This is a genomic window from Pseudomonas sp. UF-293 (assembly GCF_058245595.1).
On sequence record NZ_JBSICA010000028.1, the window covers coordinates 36,665 to 58,269 of the forward strand.

Sequence of the window (21,605 nt, forward strand, 5' to 3'; positions counted from 1 at the left end):
GGAGATTCAGATGTCATTGTTGAGCAAAAAAGCCGTCGTCCTGATGCTGGCGGCCGTCGCCGGTTTCGCCGCGATCAACGCACACGCAGCCAAGGAAAAAGTCAAAACCGAAAAGGTCTCGCTGCTTGACGGCAAGTTTGCCTTTGTCCTGCCCAAAGGCTTTGTCGCCGACCCGTTGCCCGCCAGCCCGAGCGGGGCCAAGGGCACCATGTACACTAATCAGACCACCAAAACCGTGGTTATCGCCGCCGAAAACCAGATCCCCGCAGGGCAGAACGTCAAGGATAACGACAGTGAATTTCTCGACGGCAGCGTGTCGAGTTTCATCGACGATCAGCGCAAGGCTCTGCCAGACTTCAACAAGCTCAGCGAGAAAAGCCTGACCCAGAAAGGCACCGGCCTCGGCCTGCGCCAGGTTGACAGCACCGCCACCCAGGGCGGTGGCCAGACTCTCAACACCACGCTGCTGGCCGGCTCCGGAACGAAGATGGCGCTGGTGCAGGTGATTTCCCGCGCCAGCGACAAGAAAGGTCACGATGCTTTGGTCAAAACCATCGTCAAGGATTGAGCCGCTGCAGCCAGCCATTCAGATCGCGCAATTCGGCAGCACTGATACTGTGGCCGACGCCCGGATAAGCGTGAAACTCAGGCTTGTAATCGAGCTTCTGCAATAGCGCGTTGGCCTCGGTGCCGTGACGGTAAGGCACCGGGTCATCGGCAGTGCCGTGGCCGATAAAGATGCTCAGCGGCAGCGGCTGGCCAGGCTTGAGTTCGGCTTTGAGCACCGGCAACAAGCGCCCGCTCAACGCGGCAAAGCCGCCCACGGCCGCCGGGGCGCGCAGGCCCACTTCGTAACTCATCATCGCGCCCTGGCTAAAACCGATCAGGTATACCTTGTCCGGCGCGGCGTGATATTTCCTCGCGGCCTGGGCGATAAAGTCGCGCAGCTTCTGACCGCTGACCTTCAGATCATCGGTCTCGCCGTTGTAGGCACCTTCGCCCTTCTTGCGAAACCACTGGTAACGTCCTTCACCCAACGTCATCGGCGCGCGCACCGACAGGTAGTTGTACTGTGCCGGCAGCTGAAATTTCATGCCGATCAGATCGGCCTCGTTACTGCCGTAACCGTGCAGGAAAATCACCAGCGGACGCGGCTCGGCGTCGGCGTGGACCTGTTCGAGGTACTTGAGTGGCAGATCGGATTGCAGGGTGGTTTGCGCCTGGACGGCGGTGGATGCGAGCAGGGTTAGCAGAGCGAAAATCTTCAGCATTGCAGCGGTCCTTCACAGAGTGTCGGGTTCGCGGGGGAGCCTAACATTCTCGGCTGAGGAACCAAATTTTGTGGAGTGGCTGATGGCCCTTTCGCGAGCAGGCTCGCTCCCACCGTTGAAATGCGTTCCCTTGTGGGAGCGAGCCTGCTCGCGAAGAGGCCCGCACATTTACCGCAACCTGTCAGTCGTTGGTCAGCTTGCCGGTACGAAACGGCACCCGCCCTGCCACTTTCGCCTGCCAGATCCCCGGCTCGGTATAACGCCCGCGATCAATCGCAAACAGCACCCCGCTGGTGCCGGCGCGCACAGTGGTTACGCGATCCTGCAGTGGATCGACGACTTCGAACAACGCGTCGCCCTGCTCTACCCACTCGCCGGCATTGCGCAAGAAACTGACCACGCCGTGGTGCGGCGCAAACAGGTATTCAGTGCCTTCAAACGGCAGACCTTCACAACATTCGCTCGGCGCCGCCGGCCATTCGCCGCTGATGAAGCCCTGCTCGGCGAGAAAGCCCAGAATCGCTTCGCAATTGGCCTGAGCCTGATCGACGCGGGTGTCGCCCATGCTGCCCAGCTCCAGCGTGGTCGCCAGGTTAGCCGGCGGAATCGCCGCGTTGGGGAAGGCTTTGGCCAGACGCAACCACGGCGTCGAGCACGACTCATCGAACGAGCTGCCGCCGGAATCTTCGCAGAGCAATGCGACGCCCGCCTTCAACCGCGCCGCCAATGATTGCCAATGCGGCCAGTGTTGCGGCAGCGCGTAAAGGTGAATCGCAGCGTCGAAGTCGCAATGCAAATCGAGGGTGATGTCGGCGTCGCAGGCGTGGCGCAGCAACAAGCGATGCAAGGCCTCCAATTGCGACTTTGCTGCCGGCAACTCATCAAAGACCTGAGCCATGGTCTGACGGATCAGCGCAACATTGGCTTCGGCATCCGCGCCCAGGCGCTCGCCAACCAGCGCCGCTACCGGGGCGCTGAGCTCGACGAATGAGCGATTGAAGTTCTTGCCGCTGCCCAGTTCGAAGCGGCCCATGTGATTGCCTTGCAGATGCTGATCCAGGCCGATCGGATTGGCCACCGGCACCAGTTCGATGACGCCCTGCAAGCGGCCCTGCTGTTCCAGTTCGTTCAAACGCAGCTTGAGTTCCCACGCGGTGCGCATGCCGGGCAGTTCATCGGCATGCAGACTGGCCTGGATATAGACTTTCCGGCTGCCAGCGCCGTAACGGAACACGCTGAGGAAGCGCTCGCTGCCCAAGTGGCTCCAGGGCAGAACGTGGTCGATGCGTTGCATGTGAAACTCCTCAATAGCTGGGTTACGCAAAACCCTGTGGGAGCGAGCCTGCTCGCGAATGCGTCAGGTCAGACGATGACGATGTCGATGTCGATGTCGAATGTCAGACCGCTTTCGCGAGCAGGCTCGCTCCCACAGAGAATTTCCATCAATAAAAGAACATAAAAAAAGTGGCCACCGCGCAAACGGTGGCCACTTTTTTTCACGGCGTATTAATGGCCGTACACGTCAAAGTCGAAGTACTTGTCCTGGACTTTCTTGTACTCGCCATTGGCGCGGATTTCGGTGATGGCTTTGTTGAACTGCTCAGCCAGCGCGGTATCGCCCTTGCGCACGGCAATGCCAGCACCGCCGCCGAAGTACTTGGCGTCTTCATAGGTCGGGCCGACGAATTCGAAGCCTTTGCCAGCGTCGGTTTTCAGGAAACCGTCGCTGAGGTTGACCGAGTCGGCCAGCATCGCGTCGATACGTCCGGAGACCATGTCGAGGTTGGCTTCCTGCTGCGAGCCGTAGCGCACCAGTTCGATCCCGGCCGGAACCAGTACTTCGGTCGCGTAACGGTCGTGAGTACTGGCGCGCAGCACACCGACTTTCTTGCCTTTGAGTTCGGTCAGCGGGTCTTTCACACCGGAGCCTTCCTTCATCACGAAGCGCGCCGGGGTGTGGTAGTACTTGATGGTGAAATCGACGTTTTTCTTGCGGTCGTCAGTGATGGTCATCGACGACAGAATCGCGTCGATTTTTTTCACTTTCAGTGCCGGGATCAGGCCATCGAACTCTTGCTCGACCCACGTGCATTTGACCTTCATCTGCGCGCACAGCGCATCGCCGATGTCCACGTCAAAACCAGTGAGTTTGCCGTCAGGGGTTTTCATCGAGAATGGCGGGTAACCGGCTTCGATACCGATGCGGATCGGCTTGGCGTCTTCGGCCACAGCGGTCAGGGACAACATCGACAGTGCCAGGGCACCGAACATCACTAGCTTTTTCATTTATTACTCCCGTGCGGAGGCTTTTATTGGCAGCTTTCGATTCAGCATTCGGTCATGGCGTTCAAACGGCAAAAACCGAAGTGGCCGGCAGTCTATGGCGACGCGCACGGGGGCAATTGTTTTTAAGCGACAAATACTTACAGAACATCGGCGCACGCATTGACGAGGGTCAAGGCGTGCGCCGTGGTGGTGCGAAGGCTGTAGGACAGGAATGTTTTCAGAGCAAAAAATGCCGATTCCCCTGTAGGAGCTGCCGAAGGCTGCGATCTTTTGATCTTGTTTTTTGAGATCAAGATCAAAAGATCGCAGCCTTCGGCAGCGCCTACAGAAACGTCAGCACTCGCAGGCGATGGGTGTGTTGGCGACTGTCACTGCGCTCAGTTTGAAACCTTCATCCAGCCATCCAGTAACGCCGCCGATCATCTCCTTGACCGGATAGCCCAACGCCGCCAGCTTCACCGCAGCCTTGTTCGCGCCGTTACAATGGGGTCCGGCGCAATAGACCACGAACAAAGTGTGTCTTGGGTAATCGGCCAAGCGCTCCGCCGTGAGCAAGCGGGTCGGGATATTGATCGCGCGGGGCACATGGCCGCGCTCGAACGCCAATGGGCCGCGCACATCCACCAGAACAAAATCGACCTCCCCGGCCTCTTGGCTACTAAACACGTCGGAACAATCGGTTTCGAAGGTCAGACGATTGCTGAAATGCATCAGGGCAATCGCCGAAGGGGCCGCAGGGATTTCGCGAACCAGGCTGCTCATGTGTGTCGCTCCTTTGTCTGTGGGGTATGAACAGACTTTATCGAGACGGCGCTTGCCGCTACAGTGGCGCGCAAGACACCGACCGGGAGTTTTCCGCCAAATGCCCACTCAGCCCAATCTGGTTGCCATTCTGGCCTACGACGGCCTCTGCACATTCGAGTTCGGCATTGCCGTGGAGATCTTCGGCCTGGCCCGGCCTGAGTTCGATTTCCCTTGGTACGAGCATGCGATAGCGGCAGTCGATCCAGGCCCGATGCGCGCCATGGGCGGGATTCAGGTGCTGGCCGATGGCGGCCTGGAACTGCTCGCCGCAGCGCGCACCATCGTCATTCCCGGCTGGCGCGACCGCAGCGCCTCGGTACCGCCTGCGCTGATCGACGCGTTGCGTCAGGCCCATGACCGAGGCGCGCGTTTGCTGTCGATTTGCTCCGGCGTGTTCGTCCTCGCCGCCAGCGGCCTGCTCGACGGCCACCGCGCCACCACCCACTGGCGCTACACCAGTGAACTGGCGCAACGCTTCCCGGCCATTGAGGTCGATCCGGACGTGCTTTATGTCGACGCCGGCCAACTCATCACCTCCGCCGGCAGCGCGGCCGGCATCGACGCCTGCCTGCATCTAGTGACACGTGACTTCGGCACGCAGGTCGCCAACGCCGTCGCGCGGCGCCTGGTCATGTCGCCGCAACGCACCGGCGGCCAGGCCCAATTCATCCCCACCCCGGTCAGCCCGACACCCCGCAGCGACCTGTCGCGAATCATGCAATGGGCCCGCGAACGCCTGCACGAACCGCTGGAAGTGCGCGATCTGGCCAGTGAAGCGGCGATGAGCGAGCGCACGTTTTTGCGGCGTTTCACCGAAGCCAGCGGGCAAACGCCCAAGGCGTGGCTGCAACATGAACGCCTGGCGCGAGCGCGGGAGCTGCTTGAGAGCACCCATCAACACACCGAGCAAATCGCCCAGCGCTGCGGCTATCGCTCGGTAGAAAGTTTTCGTGTGGCGTTTCGCAGCGTGGTGGGCGTGCCGCCGTCGGTTTATCGGGAGCGGTTTGGGCGGTAGGGTGAGGCGATGATGGCTTGATGCAGCGCTGGTCGACATGCAGTGCACTGGCAAACGCCGTCAACTCTGTGGGAGCGAGCCTGCTGGCGAGGCACACGTCTCGTCAATCCGTTAACAGCCAAAAAGGACACAGCTGCGCCAATGAAACTCACCTACCAAGACCCGTCAATAGATCATGATGAATCCGTACGATTACTGACCAGCGGCGCTCAGGAGGATGTGATTTGCGCACTGATCTCCATTGGCTTGAATGAACCCGATGGCAGTTGGGCAGAGGAAATCTGCGCCAAGTATCTCTCCAGCGAAACCGAAGCGATCGCTGCCTCTGCCATCACCGCCCTGGGCCATATCGCTCGTCGACATGGAAGACTGGATGCCGAAACCGTTTTGCCGGCGCTCGAAAACGTAAGGCGTCGGATGCCCTCGTTGCAGGGCGTCATTGAGGACACAATTGACGATATAGAGATGTTCACCTGAGCATCCGAAGTTGCAAGCGTTTGGATGAGGGTGGCGTCATCCAGACGCACGCTCCTCAGACCTCAATCCTCCCGCGTCAAAACCTCCAGCAACTCAATCTCAAACACCAGATTCGAATTCGGCGGGATCTTGCCCATGGTCCGCTCGCCGTAGCCCAGATGCGCCGGTACCAGCAATTTGCGTTTGCCGCCGACCTGCATGCCCATCAGGCCCTGATCCCAGCCTTTGATCACGCGGCCAGTGCCGATCACGCACTGAAACGGTTTGCCCCGGCTCCAGGACGAATCGAATTCGGTGCCGTCTTCCAGCCAGCCGGTGTATTGGGTGGTGATCAGTGCGCCTTTCACTGCGGCTTTGCCGTCGCCCGCTTGCAGGTCGATGATTTGCAGTTCGTCTGTCATGTCGTTGGCTCTTGAGGTGTTCGCAGGCGGCGTTTTTCGCAGAATCCGGCGTCGATGGCAATCCATGGAACCGAAAACACGCATCGCCGCTCACATGTGTATCGACATCGTATGACGACAAGGATGCTTAGATGACCGACTCTCGATTGCTGCGCAGTTTCATCCCGCCCTACATTCTCAACCGCATCATTGCCCACGGCTCCGAGCCGCAGCGCAACGCCGCGATGCAGACGCTCAATCATGTACGCAGCCTGCTGCCCAACCCCGGCCGTCCTTCGCAGCCGCCGGCGCGGGCGATTCTGCCGGAGGCGAGCAAGCCTGGCCTGGCGCGGCGCAGCGTGCATGATGCGCAGAACAAAATGCTCTTGCCGGGCATGCCGGTGCGCCTCGAGGGCCAGCCGGCATCGGGGGACCCGGCGGTCGACGAGGCTTACGATGCGCTGGGCGCCAGCTATGATTTCTTCTGGAAGGTGCTCGGTCGCGACTCGATCGACAATCAGGGATTCGCGCTGATCGGCAGCGTGCATTATGGCCAGGGCTACGAGAACGCATTCTGGAACGGCGCGCAGATGGTCTTCGGTGACGGCGATGGCGAAATCTTCCAGCGCTTCACTCGCTCGCTCGATGTCATCGGCCATGAACTGGCCCACGGCGTCACCGAAAGCGAAGCCGGGCTGATTTATGCCAACCAGTCCGGCGCGTTGAACGAGTCGCTGTCAGACGTGTTCGGCGTGTTGACCAAGCAATACACCCTCGGCGAAACCGCCGAGCAGGCAGACTGGTTGATCGGCGCCGACCTGCTGATGCCACAGATCCAGGGCAAGGGCCTGCGCTCGATGTCGCACCCCGGCACGGCATACGACGACCCGATGCTGGGCAAGGATCCGCAACCGGATCACATGCGCAAGTTCGTCATCACCAGCGAAGACAATGGCGGCGTACACATCAACTCCGGCATTCCCAACCGCGCGTTTTACCTGGCAGCCCGAGCGTTTGGCGGCTTCGCCTGGGAAAAAGCCGGACGCATCTGGTACGACACGCTGTGTGATGACCGATTGAAACAGGACGCAACGTTCGACGCGTTCGCAAAACTGACGATCAACCACGCCGGCGAGCGCTTCGGCGCCGAAGCAGCCGACGCAGTGCAGCAAGCCTGGGCACAGGTCGGTATCGAATAATCCGAGGAGACCGTATGAAAACGCTACCCGAGCTGGATAAAGATTCCGTTTTGCGCGTATCTCGCCAGGGTGGCGTTGCAGCGATTCACAGCCTGAGCCGCCCAAGGGAAATCGAATTTGCCCAGTGCGATATCAGTCAGCGTTCAAGGATCTGCTCGGTGCTCGAAGGTTGCCTGCCACTGGACAATAGCGAATCGGGACGTGGGGATCAGCGCTTCTACCAGATTGAAGTGCGCTATCAGTCCGGGGAAATAGTGTTGAAGGTGCCGGAGGATCGGGCACCGGGGGAGCTGGTGCATTTGTGGGACAAGGGGGAGCTTTTGTAACGCTCCCCCGATATTCAGACTATTTCTCGACCGGCTGCATCTCGACAATCGTGCCGTTGGTGATCATCACCATCACGTACTTGTCATTGATCTGCACCCACTGCGCCTGCTCGATCGGTGCTTTCAGACCTTTGGCTTTCCAGTTCTTCAGCGCCTTGTCTTCGCGCTGATACATTTCCGGTGCGCGGTCGTTGACCTTCAGTTGGCGATCGCTGGTAGGCGATTGCACGGCAGGTTCGCTGGAGGTTTGCGCCGCTTGAACAATGGGCGTGATCCCGGCAATACCGGCAACAAGGGCCAGGCTGGCGATTAGGGTTTTGCTGTTCATCGGTGAACCTCTTTCAGATGAGTAGTACCTGAACTCCGACTGCGCGGCGCGGGAAACATTCCTTGTTTTTTGCCGGATGTGGCCGTCAGAAGGCTTTGTCCATCAGACCGCCATCGCTGGCAGGCCAGCTCCCACAGGGATTGGTGTTTCACCACATTTTTTGACCAGAGCTCCGGTCCCTGTAGGAGTGAGCCTGCTCGCGATACACCTTCGACTGGCAAACATCGTTTTCGCCTGAGATACCGCTATCGCGAGCAGACTCACTCCTACAACAGCAAAAACCAGATCAAAAGATCGCAGCCTTCGGCAGCTCCTACACGATGAGCGTTAGCTCGAGTACCGCTTTCGATCTTGATCCACCAGCGACGTCGGGAGGCTGAGTGGAGGGATTGATCCGCCCTACGCATCAATCCATGCCAACAATGCAATTAACAGATTGTTACATCTGCGCCACCATCCACCTCAATAAAAACCGTGCGCCGCTTCTCCGTAGCGCACGTCATAAAAGCGGTGGAGTACTTTTCAATGACAGCCTCAATCCCAACCAACGGCTCGCGGGCCGGTGCCATCTTCCGGGTGACCTCGGGCAACTTCCTCGAACAGTTCGACTTCTTTCTGTTCGGCTTCTACGCCACGCAGATCGCGGCGGTGTTCTTCCCGGCGAGCAGTGAGTTCGCCTCCCTGATGATGACTTTCGCGGTATTCGGCGCAGGCTTCCTGATGCGTCCGCTCGGCGCCATAGTGCTCGGCGCGTACATTGATGATGTCGGCCGGCGCAAAGGTCTGATCGTCACCCTGTCGATCATGGCCAGCGGCACGATATTGATTGTGCTGGTGCCCGGATACGAAACCATTGGCCTGTTCGCCCCGGCACTGGTGCTGATTGGCCGGCTGCTGCAAGGCTTCTCGGCCGGTGCGGAATTGGGCGGTGTTTCGGTGTATCTGTCCGAGATCGCCACGCCGGGGCGCAAAGGCTTTTTCACCGCTTGGCAGTCGGCCAGTCAGCAAGTGGCGATCATCGTCGCGGCCGCGCTGGGCTACGGTCTGAACCAGTGGATGGAGCCGCAAGCCGTGGCCGCGTGGGGCTGGCGCATTCCGTTTTTCGTCGGCTGCATGATCGTCCCGTTCATCTTTTTCCTGCGCCGCAATCTGGCGGAAACCGAAGAGTTCGCCGCGCGTAAACATCGCCCGAGCATGCGCGAAGTGTTCCGCACCCTCGGCCAGAACTGGGGCGTGGTGCTCGGCGGAATGCTGATGGTCGCGCTGACCACCACCGCGTTCTACCTGATCACCGTATACGCACCGACCTTCGGTAAAACCGTGCTGCACCTGAGCACTTCCGACGCGCTGCTGGTGACGCTGCTGGTGGGTGTGTCGAACTTCTTCTGGCTGCCGATTGGCGGCGCGTTGTCCGACCGCATCGGCCGTCGTCCGGTATTGATCGGCATGGCCTTGCTGGCGCTGGCCACGACGTATCCGGCGCTGTCGTTCCTGGTGCAGGCGCCGAGCTTCACCAACATGCTGCTGTCGCTGCTGTGGCTGTCGTTCATCTACGGCTTGTACAACGGCGCGATGATTCCGGCGCTGACCGAAATCATGCCGGTGGAAGTGCGCGTCGCCGGTTTCTCCCTGGCTTACAGCCTGGCCACGGCGATCTTCGGCGGTTTCACCCCGGCGATGTCGACCTTCCTGATCCAGTACACCGGCGACAAAGCCGCGCCAGGCTACTGGATGAGCATCGGTGCCCTGTGCGCCCTGTGCGCCACGCTTTATCTGTACCGCCGTGCCGGTGGTCGTCTGCAACCTGTCGCGGCCTGAGGAATACTCGCCATGAAAAAACTTTTTACTGTCACCGCCCTGCTCGCCGGTCTCGCCTTCAACTTCGCGGCCCAGGCCGAAGAACTGAGCGTGATGACCTCCGGTGGTTTCACTGCCGCCTACAAGATCCTCGGGCCGAAATTCGCCGCCGCAACGGGCAACACGCTCACCACCAGTCTCGGCCCGTCGATGGGCAAGGCGCCCGAAGCGATTCCCAATCGTCTGGCACGCGGTGAGCACGCCGACGTGGTGATCATGGTCGGTTACGCCCTCGATGAGCTGATCAAACAAGGCAAGGTCGACCCGGCCTCCCGCGTTGAACTGGCGGATTCGCGGATCGGCATGGTGGTGCGTGAAGGCGCGGCGAAACCGGACATCAGCAGCGTCGATGGCCTGAAGAAAACCCTGCTCGGCGCGCAGTCGGTGGCGTACTCCGACAGCGCCAGCGGCGTGTATATCGAGCAGCAGCTGTTCAAGAAACTCGGCATTGAAGATCAGTTGAAACCGAAAGCCAAGATGATTGCCAGGATCCCGGTCGGTTCGGTGGTTGCCACTGGCGACTATCAGCTGGGCTTCCAGCAGGTCAGCGAATTGCTGCCGGTGCCGGGCGTGAGCTTCGTCGCGAAGATTCCGGAATCGGTACAGTCGGTGACGCGTTTTGCCGCGGGCATTCCGGTCAAGGCCGAGCATCCGCAAGAAGCCAAAGCCCTGCTCGCCTACCTCGCTGCACCGGCCGCTCAGGCTGACGTGCAGGCCACCGGACTGGATTCGGTCAAGCGTTGATCGTTGGCGGCTGGACGCGCATTTCCACGACCAGCCGCTCCAGTTCCAAAGCCGCCGGGGTCAACGTGCGATCCCGGCGCTTGATGATGCCGACACTGCGCATCACTTGCGGCTCGGTCAGCGGCACCCGCGTCAGGATCGGATGATCCGGCCCTGGCATCGCCATCAACGGCACCGCTGCCACGCCCAACCCCGCCTCCACCAAACCGATCATCGTCGTAACATGCCGCGTCTCGCAGATGCTCTGCCGCTGCGGCACCACCCCGCCCAAGGCCTGATCGAGCAGAAAGCGATTACCCGAAGTCTTGTCCAGCGCGATGTAATCCTGCTGATAGAACTCGCCCCAACTGACGCTGCTGCGCCCGGCCAGCGGATGATCGCGACGACAGGCGACAACGTAGCACTCCTGCACAAGCGGTTCGAACTCGACTTTGGCATCCTGCGTGCCGAGGAAACTCAAACCGAAATCCGCCTCGCCATTGACCACCGCACTCAACACATCGTGAGCACTGGAATCGAGGACTTTGACTTTGATCCGTGGAAACTGCTGGTGATAACGCGCGACCACGCGGGGCATGAAGTAGTACGCAGCCGACGGCACGCAGGCCACGGTGACATGGCCCAAACGGGTCGAAGCTACTTCGCTGATGCCGAGCAAGGCAATGTCGAGATCATCCAGCAAGCGTTCGACACTGGGCATGAAGCCGCGTCCGGCCTGGGTCAGGCTGACCTTGCGCGTGGTGCGCTCGAACAGTTTGACGCCGAGGGCGTCTTCGAGCTTCTCAATGCGCCGGCTAAGCGCCGGTTGCGACAGGCGTACGGTGTCGGCAGCCTTGCGAAAACTGCCCTGCTCGACCACTGCACGGAAGGCTTGCAGGTCATTGAGGTCGAAGTTGATGGCCATGGCGTTTCCGGAAATTGATGCGCGGGGGTTATAAATGTAACCAGTTGATGCAAATTATTACAGAGCACATAAGATCCCCTGTAGGAGCTGCCGCAGGCTGCGATCTTTTGATCTTGATTCTCTGAAGGCAAAAGCAAGATCAAAAGATCGCAGCCTCGTTGCACTCGACAGCTCCTACAAGGATCGTTGGTGGATCTGAAATTGATTGAACCCTTATCCTTGTCACCCTCGCCGTACCCGTAGTCAGGAGTCGTTCCAATGCCCCATGAAGGCAATCTGTTGCAAGCCGCTGTCGTGTTTCTATTCGCGGCCGTGCTCACCGTGCCTTTGGCCAAACGTCTGCAACTGGGCGCTGTGCTCGGTTATCTGTTTGCCGGGGTGATCATCGGCCCATCGGTGCTTGGCCTGATCGGCAATCCGCAAAGCGTTGCGCATATTTCCGAACTCGGCGTGGTGTTGTTGCTGTTCATCATCGGCCTCGAACTGTCGCCTCGGCGCTTGTGGGTGATGCGCAAATCGGTGTTCGGCGTCGGCCTGGCGCAGGTGCTGCTGACGGCGTCGGTGATCGGTGGGCTGGCGCTGTCGGTGTTCGGCCAGCCGCTGAACAGTGCGATCGTGCTGGGCCTCGGTCTGGCGCTGTCCTCCACAGCGTTCGGCCTGCAAAGCCTTGCCGAACGCAAGGAACTGACCAGCCCCCACGGGCGTCTGGCGTTTGCGATTCTGCTGTTTCAGGACATCGCGGCGATTCCATTGATCGCCCTGGTGCCGATGCTCGCCGGCGTCGATCATCACACCAGCACCGCCGACGATATTCGTCACAGTTTGCAGGTGCTCGGCGGCATTGCCGTGGTGGTGATCGGCGGGCGGTATCTGCTGCGGCCGGTGTTCCGCGTGGTGGCGAAAACCGGTCTGCCCGAGGTATCCACTGCCACGGCGTTGCTGGTGGTGATCGGCACGGCGTGGCTGATGGATCTGGTCGGCGTGTCGATGGCGCTCGGGGCGTTTCTCGCCGGTCTGCTGCTGGCGGATTCGGAATATCGGCATGAGCTGGAAGCGCAGATCGAACCGTTCAAGGGCCTGCTGCTCGGGCTGTTTTTCATCAGCGTCGGCATGGGCGCCAATCTCAGCCTGTTGTTGAGCGCGCCGATCACCGTGTTGGGCCTGACCCTGCTGCTGATCGGTCTGAAATTGCCGCTGCTGTTCGTCGTCGGGCGGCTGGCAGGCGGGTTGAACAAGATCAGCGCGATCCGCCTCGGCATCGTCCTGGCTGCCGGCGGTGAGTTCGCTTTCGTGGTGTTCAAGATCGGCCGTGATCAGGGCCTGTTCGAGCCGCGTCTGTACGACCTGCTGGTGCTGACCATCACCCTGTCGATGGCGCTGACGCCGTTGCTGCTGTTGATCTGCGCGCGGCTGGTCAGCCCGAAAGTGCAGCCGGTGGAAGTGCCGGAGAAATTCCGCGAAATCGATACCGAAGCGCCGCGCGTGGTGATTGCCGGCATGGGCCGGATGGGCCAGATCGTGGCGCGGATCCTGCGCGCGCAGAACATCAAGTTCGTCGCGCTGGACACCTCAGTGGAAACCATCGAACTGTCGCGCAGCTTTGGCGGTGTGCCAGTGTTCTACGGCGACCCGATGCGCCCGGAAATTCTGCATGCGGCGAAGGTTGGCGAGGCGGAATATTTCGTCATCGCCACGGATGATCCAGAAACCAACATCAAGACTGCGGAAGTGGTGCACAAGCACTATCCGCACATGAAAATCATCGCTCGCGCGCGTAACCGTCAGCACGTGCATCGCCTGGTTGACGTGGGCGCGGAAGCGATTCGCGAGACTTACTATTCGAGTCTGGAAATGAGCCGGCGCACGCTGGTCGGCCTCGGTCTGACACAAGCCCAGGCCGATGCGCGGATCAAGCGTTTCAAGCATCACGACGAACAGGTACTGGAGGCGCAACACGCCGTCTACGACGACGCCGCCAAAGTCCTGCAGACCGCCCAGGAAGCCCGGGCGGAACTGGCCAAACTGTTCGAATCGGATCAACTCGAAGAAGAAGCCCGAAAATCCTGATCGTGCCTTGCGCAGATCCAACTGTGGGAGCGAGCCTGCTCGCGAAGCGTCGTGTCAGTCACCCAATACTTCACTGACAGATTGCATTCGCGAGCAGGCTCGCTCCCACAGGTTTTGGTGGCGCCAGGGAAATTGCGTACACCACCATCAAATGTGGGAGCGAGCCTGCTCGCGATGGCGGTCCTCCAGTCGCCGAAGATGTTGACTGGTAAACCACTATCGCGAGCAGGCTCACTCCTACAGGCGGACGCGTCAGGCCAGTTCCAGCGTGGGCGCAGGCTCGACGGCTGTGACTGCAAACCGATCCGCCAGAAACGGCGTGATATCCAGCGGCAGCGGTTCGTCACTCACCAGTTTATCCAGCAACACCCCGGTAATTGCCGAAGTCAAAATGCCGGTGCGGAAGTGCCCGCAAGCGTTCAGATAACCCTCCACCCCACGCATCGGCCCGAGGATCGGCAACTCATCCGGTGAGCCCGGACGCAGTCCGGCCCAGGTGCGCTTGAGGTTTACGTCCGCCAGCTCCGGCAAACAGCGCACCGCGCCCTGCACCAGTCCGGCGATTTCCGGGAAGGTGGTGGTGACGTCGAAGCCTTTGTCTTCGGTGGTGCTACCAATGAGGATTTCGCCGTTGTCCTTTTGCGCCACGTAACAATCGCTGGTGGTCAGGCAGCCATTGAGGATCTTCGGCATGCGCTCGGTCAGCAGGATCTGGCCTTTCACCGGTTTTACCGGAATACGAATCCCCGTCGCCCACTCGCTCAGATCCGCCGCCCAGGCACCAGCGGCGTTGATCAGCGTCTTGCAGTGAAACACCCCCGCCTCCGCCGTCTGCACGCCAGTCACGCGAGTGCCATGATGCAACACGCCGGTAACATTGGTGTTGACGAAGATGTCGACGCCGTTCTGCCGCCCGCCTTCCATGTAGGCATCCGCGAGGCGAAACGGGCTGACCTGATGGTCGCAGAGAAACTCCAATGCACCGCGAGCCTCATGACTGACACTCGGCTCCGCCTCCCGCAACGCCGCTTGATCGAGCCAGCGCACCTGATCGGCCAGATGCGGAATGCAGCCGACGATGTGCTCGGCGTAGAGCCGATCCTCGTCGTCATAAATCACGAATTTCAGCCCGGTCTTCTCGAACTTGCAATCCATGCCGTGATTGTCTTTCAACTCGCGGTGCAACGCCGGGTACAGCGCGTTGGACTGCAAGGCAAAATCGAAAAACGACTGCGGCAAAATATGCGGCGTACTGGCGTCCACCGCCACCGCCGCGCCCCGGGTTGCGCGCTTGCGATTGGCCGACATCATGCGAAAGAAGATCACCCCGCAACCGAGGCCGACCGATTCGCCGATCGCCCACAAACCGCCAGCCGAAGCACGGGTCGCATTGCCGGGGCGCTTGGCGTCGATCAGCGCTACCTTGAGTTCTTTGCGTTTGGACAATTGGTAGGCGCAGGACGCGCCGATCACGCCGCCACCGGCAATGACCACGTCGTAGAACTTACTCATGGGAGGCGGCCTCTGTGCCGAGGGACTGGAATGCGGAAAACGGCACTGGATCAATCGGAAAGCGCGGGCGCAGCCAGCCGACATCCTGACGTCCGGTGGCCTGGCGCAGGCGATCGCTGCAATAGCCGACGCACATCCGCCCCTGACAATCGCCCATGCTCACGCGGGTGCGCATTTTCAGGCTGGCGATGTCTTGCACACCCTGCTCCAGGGCCAGATCGATGTCGGCGCGGGTCGCATGTTCGCAGCGGCAGATCACCGTGTCGGCTGCGGGCAAAGCAGTCTGGCCGACACCGCGCGCCGTATAGCGATCCACGGCTGCACGGAAGCGCACGATGGCTCTGAGTTTGCTCAGGTAGCGGTCACGGCGGACGCGGGCCAGTTCGGCGTCGAGTTCGCCACGTTGCAGCAGGATCGAAGTGGCAGCGATCTTGCCGGTGAGCATCGCCGCTTCACCGCCGCGAATTCCGCCCATGTCACCGGCCAGATGCACATGCGCCACGTTGCTTTGCTGCCAGACATTGGCGTGGGCCCGCAGGTAACCGTCGTCGCTGAAGCCGTGATCGAGACCCATCTGCTGGCTCAATTGCGTGCGCGGAATAAAACCGTAACCCACCGCCAGCGTCTGCGCTTCGAAGCGTTCGACCCGCGAAAGGTCCGCCTCCCACGTCGCCGAATACGGCGCGACGCTGACGCTTTTCAACTCGCCTGCGCCGTGGGCTTCCACCACACCCCAGCCGTAATTCATCGCAATGCCGTGCAATTTCAGATAAGCGAGCATGCTCAAGCCGTCGAGGAACAGTTGCGGTTTGTTCAGTAGCGCCAGACTCTCGCGGGCGATCTTGCCGAACGCGCAAGCCTCGTAGACGCCGGCGACGCGCACGCCAGCGGCGTGCAATTGGGTCGCCACCAACGGCAGCAGCGGCCCGGTGCCGGCGATGATCACCGGCCCTTGCGGTTTGACCACGCCGCTCTTGATTTGCAACTGCAAACCGCCGAGCAGGATGACTCCCGGCAACGTCCAGCCGGGAAACGGCACGCTGCGCTCATGGCAACCGGCGGCCAGCAACAGCTGCGGATAAGCCATCTCGTGCAGTTGCTCATCGCCGTCGAGCACCACCAACGCGCGGGTGCCTTCAGCGCCGACCACGCGATGGTTGAGGCGCACGTCAATCAGCCCCGACTGCTGCTGAAATTCGCCGTGCAGTTTGTCCAGTGCTTCGGAATAACGCGGGCCGAGATAATCCAGCTGCACGCCATCGCGCAACGGCCCGCGATAGACCACCCCTCCGAGGCGCGAAGCCTCTTCGAGCAAGGTGCAGCGCACCCCGTGGCGCGCCAGTTCGATGGCCGCCGCCATGCCCGCCGGCCCACCGCCGACAATCAGCGGTTGCAGGCTCATGCGACCTCCTGGCCGACGACGCGGTTGACCTGGGTTTCAATCTGCATGCCGTCGCGCACTACGGTCTGGCAGGCGCGGCGTTTGTGGCGACCGTTGATTTTCACCAGACAGCACTGGCACACGCCCATGCCGCAATAGGCGCCGCTGATCTGATCGTGATCATTGCGTGCGATCTGACGCACGCCGAGGGACTGGATGACGCTGAGGACAGTTTCGCCAATGCCGGCGCTGACCGCTTGGCCATTGATGTGCACGGTCATGTCCGCCTGCACCAACGGCTGGATATCGAAAGTTCTTTCTAGGCAGTTCATTACGGTGTTCGTCCGTGAAGATTCAGTTGAGGTTGTGACAGCTCCTTGCTGCACTACGCCTCGTCGACGCTTTTATTGCTGTGTTTTCAACGTCGACGCGGATACTTCGTCAGCGCAACAAGGTGCGCGAGAAGGACTGTAGCTCATACCTCAGCAAAGGCCTGGGTCATTTACGGTAGGCGATATCGCAACGCGAAATATTGATCCAGGCCAGTGAAAATGTCGGGATGGACAACGCTCAGTTGGAGAAGACGAACTGGCCTTTGATTTTCTTTGCGCCGAAGAAACCAAGGTCGGGGAACAACAGGTTTTTCAGCCAGGCAACGTAGAAGATCATCGCCAGCGTGATTGCCACGCCGATCACCGTACCGGTCGGGTCCTCTCCGTATTCCTTGAACATGCGCGGCACCTGGCTGATCGAGAGCACCACATACACCGTGTAAGCATGAGCCGCGTTGCGATAAAAACCCCAGGCAAAGAGCAAAGGCACGCCCCCTGCAAACAAACCAAGTCCAATGGCGAAACCGGTGCTGATGGTCAGCCCCAGGAGATAGCCACCCACCAGACCGATCAGCGCCTGAACATAAATCAGTCCAAGAAGAATTTTGATCTTGCCAGCGTGTCGTTCAATCAGATCCGGATCCGGGCGCGAGCCGATCAGGTAGGCCAGCGCCTTGTCTTTCAGCGCACCACCAGAGAATGCCTTGAAAGTCTCGGTTTTCGAGCGACCGGCAACGAGCATTTCGCTGACCTGGCGTTTGATTTCCTTCTTGTCCAACTGACTCATCCTTAAAGTGATAAAGCGGAACGCCCGCTGTGCGCAGGGATTTTCGCTTTTGGCCCCGCAGAAAGCAAAAAAGCCGCTTTCACCCGAAGATGAAAGCGGCAGAGGCATCCTGCCTCAGAGGGATCAGTGTACGAACAGGGCGATCAGGATGATGATCGGGATCGGTACGCCGAGGAAGAACAGCAGTAATGAGCGCATGGTGACTCTCCTTTTTAACGGACCGGAGTGGTAGTGGTGTAGGTGTCGACTTCAACGTACTCGACCGCATCGCGACGACGACCGCCGAAGGTGGCTGCGAGGCTGGCGAAGAACGCACCGGCCAGCAGCGCGACGAACATCCACAGCGAGGTGTAGGCAGCGACTTTGGCGGCGGTGTCGGCCGCTTGCTGGGCTTTCAGTTTCGCGTCAGCAATGGCTTTCTGTGTGTTGGCGTAGATTTCGTCAACGCGACGTTCAGCATCGGCCTGGCTCAGGTTGGTACGTTGCGACACCAGTTGTGCAAGGTAGGTGCGGTCTTCGGCGCTGAGCTGACCGTTGGCCAGGCTCTGGGCGAAAATGCGGGTTACGGTGCCGCGTGCGGCGTCATCGCTGACGGCAGCAGGACGGTCATCGCGGAACAGGCTGTCAACGAAGTAGCCGTACTGATCGCTGTCAGTGTTGGCAGCAGCCGAGCCAGCTGCTTGGCTCATCGCCCCGGCAGCACCGCCGACAACATTCGCACCGGCCTGTACACCGCCGCTGATTACGCTGCTGACCGAACCGACCACCAGCACAGCGGTGACCAGCGTGGCGACACACCAGGCAAGGAAACCATGGGCGGTGTCGCGGAAGTAGACTTCGTCACCGTGCATGTTGGCCCACTTCACCCGCAGACGGCCGGCAATGTAGCCGCCCATGCCGGAAGCAATGATCTGCGTCACAGCCAGCCAGACTATCGTCGAAATGCCCAGGCCCTTGGCGCTGACGCCCTCTCCGGCCCACGGTGATACAGCCGAAAAGCCCAGGCCGAAACCGAGCAACACCAGAATCATCGACAGTGCAGCGGCAGCCGCAGCACCGGCGAAGATCGCGCCCCAGGACACGCCTGAAACACTGCTCGACTCTTCCACGGCAGAATAATAGCCATCAGGGGATCTATTCATTGTTGTACTGCTCCAGGCATGAAAAATGGTGTTACAACTCGTCGGATGAGGAATTGCAGTGACCGTGCCAGTTGCAGCAACTAAATAAATCCTTGTTTTTCATTGACCTATAAAATATGAACTTCTTAGGACCTTGCAAATTGCAACAGTTGCCAAATTCCAGCGGGTTTTATGCATTGGCAGAGTCGATCATTTTCGCTTGTAGCTCTTCTTGCCGCTGGGTGTCAGGCAATACACGCCGCCGCGCGGCCCCGTGCAAAACGAGCCGGTACCGCAGGCGCAACCGTCATCGCTTTGCAGGAAGTTTTGCGGGCGCGCCTGTTGGCGCTCGCCAAACATTGCCGCGCAGCTCTTCTTCGAACCGCTGATTGAGCCGTCATTGCACAGGAAAAGGTCGCCGTCGCAGCGGTCGATTCCGCCTTTCTTGCCGGAACAAGGCGTATTGGCCGCCAGAGCGAGACCGCTGGCAAATACCAGCAAAAGCAGGAATATCGGCCTCCAGCCAGAGCTAATCAATTTATTCACAGCGCCACTCCTGTTGGACTTTATGGCCAGATGATATCAATCTTCTGCCAATCAAAGCTTCCGTCCCGGCGAATGGCAGCGGCAACATGAAAGTTAATTTAAAGCGTCACGGGAAATTCTTGGCAAAATGCTGCCATTCCGTTTGAACCGATCAGCAGGCCTGCCTATGACTCGTATCTTGACCATCGAAGACGACGCCGTTACCGCGCGCGAAATCGTTGCCGAACTGAGCAGCCACGGGCTGGACGTCGACTGGGTCGACAATGGCCGCGAAGGCCTGGACCGTGCCGTCAGCGGCAATTACGACTTGATCACCCTCGACCGCATGTTGCCCGAGCTCGATGGCCTGGCGATTGTCACCACGTTGCGCACCATGGGTGTGGTGACGCCGATTTTGATGATCAGCGCCCTCTCCGATGTCGATGAGCGCGTGCGCGGCTTGCGCGCAGGCGGCGATGACTACCTGACCAAGCCATTCGCCACCGATGAAATGGCCGCCAGGGTTGAAGTGTTGTTGCGTCGGCAGACCAGCGTCGCCACCCAGGCGACGACGTTGAAGGTCGCTGACCTGGAACTGGACCTGATCAGCCACGAAGCCCGACGCGCCGAGCAGGTCCTGACGCTGCTGCCGACCGAATACAAACTGCTCGAGTTTCTGATGCGCAACAGCGGCCAGATCCTTTCGCGGATGATGATTTTCGAAGAGGTGTGGGGTTATCACTTCGACCCGGGCACCAACCTGATCGACGTGCACATCGGCCGTCTGCGCAAGAAGATCGACGCAGCCGGCAACGTTCCGCTGATCCGCACGGTACGGGGCTCCGGCTATGTCATTGCCGAACCCGTCTGACGGCTGGCGCTCTTCCAGCAGCCGCCTGCTGGCGCTGTACAGTTCGCTGTTCGTGGCGTGGAGCGCGATCCTCATGGGGGTCATGTACTACGAGGTGTCCGGCTACCTCGACAAACTCGCCAAACATTCGTTGATGCAACGTCAGCACCTGTTTTCGCACTTTCGCGGCGAGCAACTGGAAGACGCCCTCGCTGCCAGCATGACTTTCGATATCAGGGGTATCGACGCCTATGGTCTGTTCAGCGCGGACGGCGTTTACCTGGGCGGCGCACTTCAGCAAATTCCCGAAGGACTGCCGCTGGATGGCAAGATCCACATGCTCGCCGAGTGCGCCGATTCCGACGATCCGACCCTGCCGAACGACAGCTGCGATGCCGTAGCCACGCAAACCCGCGACGGACGCTGGCTGGTGTTGCTGCGCGATAATGGCTCGTTGTTCGCGGTCACGCGGATCATTTTGCACGCGCTGTTCTGGGGCGTGTCGCTGACGATTATTCCCGGGATCGCCGGTTGGCATCTGCTGCGGCGTCGACCGTTGCAGCGCATTCGCGCGATCCAGAACAGCGCGCAGGCGATCGTCGCCGGCGACCTGACGCACCGCTTGCCGCTGTCCAATCGCCGCGATGAACTGGACATGCTCGCCGCCATCGTCAACGCCATGCTCGAGCGCATCGAACGTTTGATGAACGAGGTCAAAGGCGTCTGCGACAACATCGCCCACGACTTGCGCACTCCCCTGACCCGCTTGCGCGCGCAGTTGTATCGCATGCAGCAACAGGCCGGCGAAGGTTCGCAGCAAGCAGCGCAACTGGATTTGGTCCTCGCCGAAGCAGACACGCTGATGGCGCGCTTTCGCGGGTTGCTGCGGATTTCCGAACTGGAGGATCGTCAGCGCCGTTCAGGTTTCGTCGAACTCGACCCGGCGCAGCTCCTGGAAGAATTGCACGAGTTCTATCTGCCACTGGCCGAGGAAGGCGACCTGCGCTTTCAACTGAACATGCCCGAGACGCTGCCGCCGCTCAATGGCGACCGCGCTTTGTTGTTCGAAGCGTTGGCAAATCTGCTGAGCAACTCGATCAAATTCACCCCGCCCGGCGGCACGGTCATGTTGCGTGGAGTCAACGCCAGTGGGCAGACGCGGATCGAGGTGCACGATTCAGGGCCGGGGATTCCCGAGGCTGAACGTGAGGCAGTGTTCCAGCGCTTTTATCGCACCGAGGGTGGCCAGCCGCAAAGTGGCTTTGGCTTGGGACTGTCGATTGTCGCGGCGATTGTCAGCCTGCACGGCTTCAGCCTTGAGGTCGGGGGCAGTGACCTGGGCGGCGCGAAACTGGTGCTGGATTGTCGGCAGAGCTTGATCAGCCAGGCCTGAGGGGATGCGATCCACCCTGTGGGAGCGAGCCTGCTCGCGAATGCGC

General features: G+C 60.3%; 23 protein-coding genes. 10 read left to right on the plus strand and 13 right to left on the minus strand.

Translation table 11 applies throughout. From position 1 onward, the window contains the following. Positions 1-10: 10 nt before the first annotated feature. Positions 11-568 (plus strand): DcrB/PsbP domain-containing protein, encoded by a 558-nt coding sequence (locus tag AC4IHP_RS22755; RefSeq protein WP_460118417.1) that lies wholly within the window; start codon positions 11-13, stop codon positions 566-568. Here the strand turns inward: AC4IHP_RS22755 and AC4IHP_RS22760 are convergent. The 4 genes from AC4IHP_RS22760 to AC4IHP_RS22775 all read right to left on the minus strand — a co-directional run bounded on the left by AC4IHP_RS22760 (position 558) and on the right by AC4IHP_RS22775 (position 4,319). Next, positions 558-1,271, minus strand: coding sequence for an alpha/beta hydrolase (locus AC4IHP_RS22760; RefSeq protein WP_460118415.1), 714 nt, complete (start codon positions 1,269-1,271; stop codon positions 558-560). The two genes, AC4IHP_RS22755 and AC4IHP_RS22760, sit on opposite strands and share 11 nt — an antisense overlap. Before the next feature lie 181 nt (positions 1,272-1,452). Continuing rightward, positions 1,453-2,565, minus strand: coding sequence for a succinylglutamate desuccinylase/aspartoacylase family protein (locus AC4IHP_RS22765; RefSeq protein WP_490832818.1), 1,113 nt, complete (start codon positions 2,563-2,565; stop codon positions 1,453-1,455). Positions 2,566-2,777: 212 nt separating this feature from the next. Then, entirely contained in the window at positions 2,778-3,557 is a 780-nt protein-coding gene (locus tag AC4IHP_RS22770; protein ID WP_024013359.1) for an ABC transporter substrate-binding protein, read from the minus strand. Between the two features lie 333 nt (positions 3,558-3,890). Beyond that, on the minus strand, positions 3,891-4,319 hold the full coding sequence (locus tag AC4IHP_RS22775) for a rhodanese-like domain-containing protein (RefSeq protein WP_490832819.1): 429 nt from the start codon (positions 4,317-4,319) through the stop codon (positions 3,891-3,893). 100 nt (positions 4,320-4,419) lie between these two features. Between AC4IHP_RS22775 and ftrA the strand changes: the two genes are divergently transcribed. Further along, complete coding sequence (gene ftrA, locus AC4IHP_RS22780; protein ID WP_490832820.1) at positions 4,420-5,376, plus strand: transcriptional regulator FtrA; 957 nt, start codon at positions 4,420-4,422, stop codon at positions 5,374-5,376. 141 nt (positions 5,377-5,517) lie between these two features. After that, positions 5,518-5,853, plus strand: coding sequence for a hypothetical protein (locus AC4IHP_RS22785; protein ID WP_490832821.1), 336 nt, complete (start codon positions 5,518-5,520; stop codon positions 5,851-5,853). Positions 5,854-5,915: 62 nt separating this feature from the next. Here AC4IHP_RS22785 and AC4IHP_RS22790 read toward each other — a convergent pair whose 3' ends face one another. Beyond that, positions 5,916-6,254 (minus strand): FKBP-type peptidyl-prolyl cis-trans isomerase, encoded by a 339-nt coding sequence (locus AC4IHP_RS22790; protein ID WP_071172862.1) that lies wholly within the window; start codon positions 6,252-6,254, stop codon positions 5,916-5,918. Positions 6,255-6,385: 131 nt separating this feature from the next. Here AC4IHP_RS22790 and AC4IHP_RS22795 point away from each other — a divergent pair, with 131 nt between their 5' ends. After that, positions 6,386-7,432 carry a M4 family metallopeptidase gene (locus AC4IHP_RS22795; RefSeq protein ID WP_252880461.1) on the plus strand — a complete coding sequence of 349 codons (1,047 nt, stop codon included), beginning with the start codon at positions 6,386-6,388 and terminating at the stop codon, positions 7,430-7,432. Positions 7,433-7,446: 14 nt separating this feature from the next. Then, positions 7,447-7,758 carry a protealysin inhibitor emfourin gene (locus tag AC4IHP_RS22800; protein ID WP_490832822.1) on the plus strand — a complete coding sequence of 104 codons (312 nt, stop codon included), beginning with the start codon at positions 7,447-7,449 and terminating at the stop codon, positions 7,756-7,758. 19 nt (positions 7,759-7,777) lie between these two features. Here AC4IHP_RS22800 and AC4IHP_RS22805 read toward each other — a convergent pair whose 3' ends face one another. Then, on the minus strand, positions 7,778-8,086 hold the full coding sequence (locus tag AC4IHP_RS22805) for an RcnB family protein (protein WP_024013366.1): 309 nt from the start codon (positions 8,084-8,086) through the stop codon (positions 7,778-7,780). Positions 8,087-8,611: 525 nt separating this feature from the next. Here AC4IHP_RS22805 and AC4IHP_RS22810 point away from each other — a divergent pair. Together AC4IHP_RS22810 and AC4IHP_RS22815 are read left to right on the plus strand one after the other, a co-directional pair. Then, complete coding sequence (locus tag AC4IHP_RS22810) at positions 8,612-9,904, plus strand: MFS transporter (protein WP_016775219.1); 1,293 nt, start codon at positions 8,612-8,614, stop codon at positions 9,902-9,904. A gap of 12 nt (positions 9,905-9,916) precedes the next feature. After that, a complete protein-coding gene (locus AC4IHP_RS22815; RefSeq protein WP_460118395.1) occupies positions 9,917-10,687 on the plus strand; it encodes a substrate-binding domain-containing protein in 771 nt (256 codons plus the stop codon). Here AC4IHP_RS22815 and AC4IHP_RS22820 read toward each other — a convergent pair. Next, positions 10,677-11,591 (minus strand): LysR family transcriptional regulator, encoded by a 915-nt coding sequence (locus AC4IHP_RS22820; protein ID WP_490832823.1) that lies wholly within the window; start codon positions 11,589-11,591, stop codon positions 10,677-10,679. The two genes, AC4IHP_RS22815 and AC4IHP_RS22820, sit on opposite strands and share 11 nt — an antisense overlap. Positions 11,592-11,849: 258 nt before the next feature. Between AC4IHP_RS22820 and AC4IHP_RS22825 the strand changes: the two genes are divergently transcribed. Then, positions 11,850-13,658 carry a monovalent cation:proton antiporter-2 (CPA2) family protein gene (locus AC4IHP_RS22825; protein WP_490832824.1) on the plus strand — a complete coding sequence of 603 codons (1,809 nt, stop codon included), beginning with the start codon at positions 11,850-11,852 and terminating at the stop codon, positions 13,656-13,658. Between the two features lie 252 nt (positions 13,659-13,910). Here AC4IHP_RS22825 and hcnC read toward each other — a convergent pair whose 3' ends face one another. From hcnC to AC4IHP_RS22855, 6 genes are all read right to left on the minus strand, one after another. After that, entirely contained in the window at positions 13,911-15,170 is a 1,260-nt protein-coding gene (gene hcnC / locus AC4IHP_RS22830; protein WP_490832825.1) for a cyanide-forming glycine dehydrogenase subunit HcnC, read from the minus strand. After that, the gene (hcnB, locus tag AC4IHP_RS22835; protein ID WP_490832826.1) at positions 15,163-16,572 is read right to left on the minus strand and encodes a cyanide-forming glycine dehydrogenase subunit HcnB; all 1,410 of its coding nucleotides are present in this window, start codon (positions 16,570-16,572) and stop codon (positions 15,163-15,165) included. Before hcnB ends, hcnC begins: the two co-directional genes overlap by 8 nt. Further along, positions 16,569-16,883 (minus strand): (2Fe-2S)-binding protein, encoded by a 315-nt coding sequence (locus AC4IHP_RS22840; protein ID WP_460118387.1) that lies wholly within the window; start codon positions 16,881-16,883, stop codon positions 16,569-16,571. The genes hcnB and AC4IHP_RS22840 overlap by 4 nt, the downstream gene beginning before the upstream one ends. Before the next feature lie 238 nt (positions 16,884-17,121). Further along, positions 17,122-17,778, minus strand: coding sequence for a hypothetical protein (locus AC4IHP_RS22845; RefSeq protein ID WP_490832827.1), 657 nt, complete (start codon positions 17,776-17,778; stop codon positions 17,122-17,124). A 104-nt stretch (positions 17,779-17,882) separates the two neighbouring features. Beyond that, the gene (locus tag AC4IHP_RS22850; RefSeq protein ID WP_460118383.1) at positions 17,883-18,812 is read right to left on the minus strand and encodes a hypothetical protein; all 930 of its coding nucleotides are present in this window, start codon (positions 18,810-18,812) and stop codon (positions 17,883-17,885) included. 189 nt (positions 18,813-19,001) lie between these two features. Continuing rightward, a complete protein-coding gene (locus tag AC4IHP_RS22855; protein ID WP_460125305.1) occupies positions 19,002-19,325 on the minus strand; it encodes a YdcA family protein in 324 nt (107 codons plus the stop codon). 178 nt (positions 19,326-19,503) lie between these two features. Between AC4IHP_RS22855 and AC4IHP_RS22860 the strand changes: the two genes are divergently transcribed. Further along, a complete protein-coding gene (locus AC4IHP_RS22860) occupies positions 19,504-20,187 on the plus strand; it encodes a response regulator transcription factor (RefSeq protein ID WP_460118381.1) in 684 nt (227 codons plus the stop codon). Continuing rightward, on the plus strand, positions 20,165-21,559 hold the full coding sequence (locus tag AC4IHP_RS22865; protein ID WP_490832828.1) for a sensor histidine kinase: 1,395 nt from the start codon (positions 20,165-20,167) through the stop codon (positions 21,557-21,559). The genes AC4IHP_RS22860 and AC4IHP_RS22865 overlap by 23 nt, the downstream gene beginning before the upstream one ends. The last annotated feature ends 46 nt before the right edge of the window (positions 21,560-21,605 follow it).